Annotated in this window: 5 protein-coding genes and 1 pseudogene; 4 read left to right on the top strand and 2 right to left on the bottom strand. The window is 76.0% G+C overall.

Annotated features, from left to right (window positions below):
- Nucleotides 1–375: pseudogene (locus tag D450_RS29370) on the bottom strand (polysaccharide deacetylase family protein); the annotation flags it as partial.
- A 354-nt stretch (nucleotides 376–729) separates the two neighbouring features.
- Between D450_RS29370 and D450_RS0103840 the strand changes: the two are divergent.
- The 3 genes from D450_RS0103840 (at nucleotide 730) to D450_RS0103850 (ending at nucleotide 3,062) form a co-directional block, all read left to right on the top strand.
- Nucleotides 730–1,065, top strand: coding sequence for a hypothetical protein (locus D450_RS0103840; protein WP_241483048.1), 336 nt, complete (start codon nucleotides 730–732; stop codon nucleotides 1,063–1,065).
- Between the two features lie 84 nt (nucleotides 1,066–1,149).
- Complete coding sequence (locus D450_RS0103845; protein ID WP_017537358.1) at nucleotides 1,150–2,391, top strand: sensor histidine kinase; 1,242 nt, start codon at nucleotides 1,150–1,152, stop codon at nucleotides 2,389–2,391.
- Nucleotides 2,388–3,062, top strand: coding sequence for a response regulator (locus tag D450_RS0103850; protein ID WP_017537359.1), 675 nt, complete (start codon nucleotides 2,388–2,390; stop codon nucleotides 3,060–3,062). The genes D450_RS0103845 and D450_RS0103850 overlap by 4 nt, the downstream gene beginning before the upstream one ends.
- 9 nt (nucleotides 3,063–3,071) lie before the next feature.
- On the opposite strand, the gene D450_RS0103855 is transcribed toward D450_RS0103850, so the two are convergent.
- Nucleotides 3,072–4,223, bottom strand: a complete 1,152-nt coding sequence (locus D450_RS0103855) for a C15 family peptidase (protein WP_017537360.1) — start codon at nucleotides 4,221–4,223, stop codon at nucleotides 3,072–3,074.
- 303 nt (nucleotides 4,224–4,526) lie between these two features.
- Here D450_RS0103855 and amaB point away from each other — a divergent pair.
- Nucleotides 4,527–6,049: L-piperidine-6-carboxylate dehydrogenase (gene amaB, locus D450_RS0103860; protein WP_017537361.1), on the top strand; the 1,523-nt coding region annotated here is incomplete at its 3' end.

Consider the following 6,049-nt stretch of genomic DNA (forward strand, 5'->3'; position numbering starts at 1 on the left):
GGCGATCCGCACCCCCAGCACGTCCCCCGAGGCCGCCAGCGGCTCCGAGCGCTGCACCAGCTCGGCGGGCTCCCCGCCGTCCCGTTCCCGCAGGAACGCGGTGTGCGCCTCGGCCATGGCGGTGCGCACCTCTGTGCCGAAGCCGGGTGCCCCCTCCACCACCGGATAGGTGTGCGAGGTGCGCACCCCGCCGTTCTCCGCCGTCCGCTCGACCAGCTCCAGCCCGGGCACCTCCTGCGGGTCGGCCAGCGCCAGGGGCGGCGCCTCGTGGGCGGTGTCCCGGCCCACGGCGGCCGCCCCGGGGACGGCGAGCAGGACCAGGGCGGCGGCGACGGCCGGTGCGCGCCGCAGGTGGCGCCGGTTGAGCTCGGGCACGGGTCTCCACCTGGGGTTCGGGGGCCGGAAGGCGACGCGCGGGGCGAGGAGCGGCCGGGGCGGCGCCCGTCCTCCCGCGGGCGGATCGCACCGTGAACATACGGGCAGGCGGGGCGGCCGTGCAATCGTGCGGTCGCGGCGCGTCGCCGTCCGTGCGCGCCTCGCCATTCCGTCCGTCATGCCCGGGATGAGGCCGCCGCAGCGGCGGATTCGGACACGTCCTGATAACGAACCGGCGGCAGTGGGAACCCGCGGACCGCCGGTTCCCGTCCGAGGTGAGATCATCGGCGGGCCGCCGGCGCGCTTCGGCGTCAGGCCGATGCAGAGATTCCCCGAGTCCAGGAGAAACCGAGTATGAGTTACGGTCCACCGCCACCGCAGGGACCGGGCGGCTACGGGCCGCCTCCGCCCCCGGGGGGCGGCTACGGCGCCCCGCCGCCCCCGCCGCCCATGGGGCCGTCGGAGCCGCCCGCGAACAAGGGCGCCGCGATCGCGCTGGCGATCTTGGGCTTCCTCTTCTGCTGCAACATCCCCGCCCTCGTGCTGGGTATCGTCGCCGCGTCGATGGCCGAGAGCAACCCCAAGGCCGCCAAGATCTGCATGATGATCGGGTGGATCCTCTTCGCCCTGGGCCTGGTGCTCTCCGTCTTCGCCTTCATCGTCGAGCTGGGGACGGCCTCGACCTACTAGTCGCGCCGCCTGCGGAGTACACGGACCGACCGCCTCGGCCGAACGGCCGAGGCGGTCGGCTTTTCCCCTGCCTAATCTGACCCCATGGCATCGAGAAGGGGAGCGGGCCGCGTCGCGTCGGCCCTGGACGACCTCGCCCGCAGCGGCCTGCCGCTGGTCCTGGCCATCGCCGGCGTCCTGGTGCTGGCCCTGGCCAGCGACCTGGTGGAGCTGCTGACCCGCCCGACCGGGGCCGACTGGGGAGGGCCCGCCCCCTCCTGGCGGGACTGGCTGCCCATCGTCGGCGGCCTGGCGGCCTCCTCCGCCGCCGTGGCGATCTCCCCGCCGGGCGCACCCCCGCGCCGCATCGCCCTGGTCGGTCCCCTCGCCCCGACCGCCGTGCTGGCGGTCTCGCTGGTGCTCTGGCCCGCCGAGCCCGGCCTGTTCGGCTACACCATGGACCTGACCGAGGTCTTCGGCGTCTTCTTCGCCGCCAACCTCGTCGCCTGGCACGGTCCCCGCCGGGCCGTGGGCGCGATGGCGGCCCTGACCTCGCTGGCCGTGCTCTCCCAGACGCTGCGCAGCCCCGGGTGGGGGCTGGACCAGCTGGGCTGGATGCTGTTCCTGACCGGGCTGGCCTTCCTGCCGGGGCTGGTGCTGCGCTGGCGCGAGCGCGAGCGCACCTGGCGGGTGGAGGAGGCCCGGCGCGAGGAGCGCCTGTCCCTGGCCCGCGACCTGCACGACGTGGTCGCCCACCAGGTCAGCGGCATGGTGGTGCAGGTCCAGGCGCTGCGCCACGTGGCCGACCGCGACCCCGCCCTGGTCGCCGCGGCGCTGCCCGGGATCGAGGACGCCGGGGCGGCCGCGCTGACCGCGATGCGGCGCATGGTCGGCGCCCTGCGGGAGGAGGGGGAGGCGGCCCCGCTGGAGCCGCACGACCTGGCGTCCGCGCTGCGCGCCCTGGAGGAGCCCGCGGACGTGGGCCGGCCCCGGGTGGAGGTGGCCGTGGCCGGGGACCCCGCGGCGCTGCCGGAGGAGACCGCCGCGGCCGTCCTGCGCATGGCCCAGGAGGCGGTCACCAACGCCCTGCGCCACGCCCGCGGCGCCACGCTGGTGCGGGTGGAGCTGGAGGCCGGCGGGGCCGGGGCGCGGCTGCGGGTCGGCGACGACGGGCGGAGCGGCGGTTCGGCGCACCCCGCCGCCTCCGGATACGGTCTGATCGGCATGGCCGAGCGGGCCAAGCTGCTGGGCGGCTCCTTCTCCGCGGGCCCGGCTGCCGACGGGCCGGGCTGGCGGGTCGAGGCCGGGCTGCCCGCGGCCGGGGACGGGGAGGGACGGGGACGGTGACGATCCGGGTGCTGCTCGCCGACGACCAGGCGATGGTGCGCACCGGCTTCCGGTACATGCTGGAGGCCGAGGAGGGCATCGAGGTCGCCGGAGAGGCCGGGGACGGCCTGCAGGCCCTGCGCCTGGCCGCCGAGCTGCGGCCGGACGTGGTGCTGATGGACATCCGCATGCCCGGCGTGGACGGGCTGGAGGCGACCCGTCGGCTGGCCGGTCCGGGGGTGGCCGACCCGGTCAAGGTCGTGGTGGTGACCACCTTCGACCTGGACGACTACGTGCACGCGGCGCTGGAGGGCGGGGCGGTGGGCTTCCTGCTGAAGGACGCGGGCCCGGCGCTGCTGATCGAGGCGGTGCGCGCCGCCGCCCGCGGGGACGCCCTGGTCTCGCCCAACATCACCGTGCGCCTGCTCAAGCACTTCGCCCGCCCGTCCCGTCCGCCCCGGCGCCCCGAGGAGGAGGCGCGCCGCCACGGCCTGACCGACCGGGAGGTGGACACGGTGCGGGCGGTCGCCGAGGGGCTGACCAACACCGAGGCGGCCGAACGGCTCTTCGTGTCCCTGAGCACGGTCAAGACGCACCTGGCGAGCGTGCAGGCCAAGCTGCACGCCCGCAACCGGGTGGAGATCGCGGCCTGGGCCTACCGCAGCGGCCTGATGGACGGGGAGGCGGGCTGAGGGCGGGCCCTATCCGGGCGCCTCGGCGCGCGCCCTGACCGCGGCCATCACGATCGCCCTGAGCTGCTCGGTGATGTCGGCGCGGTCGCGCTCGAACTCGGGGCCGGTGACCGCCTCGGGGTCGTCGGTCCGCAGCTCCAGCATCGGCGTGTGCACGTGCCCTGCGGGGATCCCGCGGCCCGCGGCGTCGCGCATCAGGGTGTTGCGGTAGGCGATCTCATTGGACAGGTAGTTCCCGCCGCCGCCCGCGCGCGCTCGGGACCCCTCGGTCGGGCCGTCTGGGCGCACGACCGGCTCGGTCCCACCGGCCGGGATCTCGGTGACCTCGGTGTTGTCCACGACGGGGAAGCGGCCCGCCACCTGCTCGATGATCGCCCGGCGGGGCAGGGTGGAGGAGCACCACTGCGGGGGCGCCTCGGGAAGCCCCGGATCCGCGGGCAGCGGGACCGGGCCGTGCTCGGCGCGGTCCTCGTTGTCGGGCCGCCCGCCCCGCCAGGCGGCGTTGTAGGCCTCCAGGTCGAACCGGTCCGCGCGGCCGCGGCTGACGGTGACCACCGCGTCGGCCGGTGCGGCGGTCGCCCCGTGGTGCGGCATCAGCGTCTTCTCGGCCATGCCCTCGGAGAAGTCCCGCCAGCGCACCGGGAAGACCGCCGCGCGCACCACCGCGGTGTGCCCGCCCGCCTCGAACGAGGTGCCGTGCAGGGCCAGCGCCGCCGCGCCCGAGGGGTTGGACCGGCGCACATCCTCCTCCAGCCCGAACGGGTCGAAGCCGGTGACGATCACCCGCAGCTGCCGGTCGTCGGGGGCGAACACCAGGTCGTCGTGGCCGCGCGAGGCGTACTCCAGGCGGCGCAGCAGCGCCGCGCGGCCCTCGGGGTCCAGGGCGAAGGAGGGCTCCCAGGTGCGCAGGATAGCGGCGAGCGTCAGCCGGGCCCAGTACAGCGGACGGTCGTCGCCGGCCTCGGCGGTGCGGGCCGCCTCCGACCAGAGCCGGTGCCCGTGCGAGGTGACGATCCGCGCGGCCTCCTCGGGGTCGGACGCCCCCGCCAGGTCGGCGGTGAACAGCGGGGCCGCCGGGGCGAACCCGGAGCGGCGCAGCAGCTGCCGCGGCGCCTCCAGCCGGGCGCGGTCCTCCTCGGCGGTGGTGCGGGTGGCGTCCATGGCTCCAGGCTCGCGGGTCGGCTGTCGGAACGGGGCGTGAGTCTACATGCCCGCAGCGACACCGGCCCCCTCGCCGCGGGCGCTCCGGCGGGGCGGGTGAGGCCCGCCGCCGTTCGGGGTAGACCCCGCCTGTGGCAGCTGTCACGCTGTCGCCGACCGGACCCCACGGCTCTCGATGGAGAGAGAACACGAATGCCGCTTTCCCTCCCCCTCCCCGACACGGCCGACCTCGTCGAACGCGNGTGGCAGCTGTCACGCTGTCGCCGACCGGACCCCACGGCTCTCGATGGAGAGAGAACACGAATGCCGCTTTCCCTCACCCTCCCCGACACGGCCGACCTCGTCGAACGCGCCCACACCGCCCTGGAGCGCTGCGGCGTGGCCCACCTGCCCGAGGACGGGGGCGCCCCCGGCGCGGCGCGCACCCCCATCACCGGCGGCGAGCTGTTCCGGGTGGACTTCGGCACCGCCAAGACCACCGAGCAGGCCGTCACCGCCGCCCACGACGCCTTCCGCCGCGACTGGCGGGACACCCCCGCGCCCGTCCGCGGGCAGCTGGTGCGGCGCCTGGGCGAGCTGCTCCGCGAGCACAAGCAGGACCTGGCCGACCTGGTCTCCATCGAGGCGGGCAAGATCCGCTCCGAGGCGGCCGGCGAGGTGCAGGAGATGATCGACGTCTGCGACTTCGCGGTGGGCCTGTCCCGCCAGCTCTACGGGCGCACCATGCCCTCCGAGCGGCCCGGCCACCGGCTGATGGAGACCTGGCACCCGCTGGGCGTGGTCGGCGTGGTCACCGCCTTCAACTTCCCGGTGGCGGTGTGGTCGTGGAACACCGCCATCGCCCTGGTCTGCGGCAACACCGTGGTGTGGAAGCCCTCGGAGCTGACCCCGCTGACCGCGCTGGCGTGCGACGCCCTGCTGCGGCGGGCCGCCGCCGACACCGGCGCCCCCGAGGGCCTGCACCGGGTGGTGCTGGGCGCGCGCGAGGTCGGCGAGCAGCTGGTGGACGACCCGCGGGTGGCGCTGGTCTCGGCCACCGGGTCGGTGGCCATGGGCCGCGCGGTGGGGCCGCGGGTCGCGGCCCGGCTGGGCCGCTGCCTACTGGAGCTGGGCGGCAACAACGCCGCGGTGGTCGCCCCCTCGGCCGACCTGGACCTGGTGGTGCGGGGCAGCGTCTTCGCCGCGGCCGGCACCGCGGGGCAGCGCTGCACCTCGCTGCGCCGGCTCATCGTGCACGAGGACGTGGCCGAGGAGGTCACCGAGCGCCTCGCCGGGGCCTACCGGCAGCTGCGCGAGCGCATCGGCGACCCGTTCGCCGACGACACCCTGGTGGGGCCGCTGATCGCCGAGCGCGGCCACACCGCCATGCGCGACGCGCTGGCCCGGGCCGAGGCCGAGGGCGGGACCGTGGTCACCGGGGGCGGCCGGGTCGGCGAGGACGCCGCGCCGGGCGCCTACTACGTCGAGCCGGCGCTGGTGCGCATGCCCGCCCAGACGCCGGTGGTGGAGGAGGAGACCTTCGCCCCGATCCTGTACGTGATGACCTACCGCACCTTCGAGGAGGCGGTGGAGCTGCACAACGGCGTGCCGCAGGGCCTGTCCTCGGCGCTGTTCACCCGGGACCAGGCCGAGGCCGAGCGGTTCGTCTCGGCGGCCGGGTCGGACTGCGGCATCGTCAATGTCAACATCGGCACCTCGGGCGCCGAGATCGGCGGGGCGTTCGGCGGGGAGAAGGAGACCGGCGGCGGCCGCGAGTCGGGCTCGGACTCCTGGAAGGCCTACATGCGCCGGGCCACCAACACCGTGAACTACGGCGGCGGCCTGCC

The sequence above is a fragment of the Nocardiopsis halophila DSM 44494 genome (genome assembly GCF_000341245.1).
GTDB classification, from domain to species: domain Bacteria; phylum Actinomycetota; class Actinomycetes; order Streptosporangiales; family Streptosporangiaceae; genus Nocardiopsis_A; species Nocardiopsis_A halophila.